At 60.1% G+C, this 1,125-nt stretch carries 1 protein-coding gene; it reads right to left on the bottom strand.

Annotated features, from left to right (window positions below; all coding sequences use genetic code 11):
• Positions 1-229: 229 nt before the first annotated feature.
• The coding region (locus tag EOA85_RS35790; RefSeq protein ID WP_164760154.1) for a BamA/TamA family outer membrane protein at positions 230-1,125 on the bottom strand (896 nt) is incomplete at its 5' end.

Consider the following 1,125-nt stretch of genomic DNA (forward strand, 5'->3'; position numbering starts at 1 on the left):
CGCCAGCCGTATACCGGCGTGATGGCGCGAAGAACACCGGATCGGTCATTCCAGAAGCTATATCCAGCTAGCGCATGACCCCGAAAATCGGAATCGATTTTCGGAAACGATCATGCGCAAAATCAAAGTTCTACAGCGTCCTTTGCGCGTCCAAGAGGACGCGCGGCGCTGTAGTGTCGGATCACTCTCTTCCGGACGCCAACGGCCCAGAAGCATCGTTGCCCGCCGATCAGAAGCGGGTCGATATACCGAAGTTGAATTCCTGTACCTCGTCGGTGTCCTCCTTGAGGACCGGAATCGCATAGTCGATGCGGATCGGGCCAAAGGGCGACGCCCACATAAGACCGACGCCGACAGAGGCGCGCCACTGCATGTCGACCGTCGACTGATCGACCAGTGCAGTCTCGATCTGGCTGCCATAGAGCGTCGCCGCATCGGCGAACACCGCGCCGCGCAGGCCGAAGCTTTCCGGAATGACCGGCATCGGGAACTGGGCTTCCGCAGAGGCATTGAAATAGGTGGTGCCCCCGAGATGGTCGTCGCTGGGTGCTGGGGCCGCCGGACCGATGCCGCCATAGGCGAAGCCGCGGATCATGCGGTCGCTGCTCTGGAAATGATCGAAGATGCGCAGGTCGTCGTTGCCGAAGCCCTGGATATGGCCAGCCCCGCCCGAAATCACCCCCACCAGATCAAGCTGCTCCGACAATGTCTGATAGACGCTGCCGCGCGCGGTCACCTTGACGAATTTGGCGTCGCCGCCGAGACCGGCGAATTCCGTGGTGACGTTGGCGAAGATGCCTTCGTGCGGGTTCTTCATGTCGTCGATGGTGTTGTAGACCAGGGCGAGACTGACCGACGACTTGAGCCATGGGCTTTCCTCAATCCCGTTTAGGACAGCCTGAGAGATGTCGCAGCCAGCCAGTGGATCGCAGTCATCGTCGAGCTTATACTTCTCCTGCGAGATATTGTACGCCAGCTGCGTCGAGATGTTGTCGGTGATCGGCAGGCCGAAGCGCACTGTCGCGCCTAGCGTCTCGCTCTTATAGTCGTCGTATTCCCTGGTCCGGTTGAAGATATCGAAACCGGCGGCAATGCGCCGCCCGAGGAAATAGGGCTCGGTGAAGG

This window comes from Mesorhizobium sp. M5C.F.Ca.IN.020.29.1.1 (genome assembly GCF_003997375.1).
GTDB classification, from domain to species: Bacteria; Pseudomonadota; Alphaproteobacteria; order Rhizobiales; family Rhizobiaceae; genus Mesorhizobium; species Mesorhizobium wenxiniae.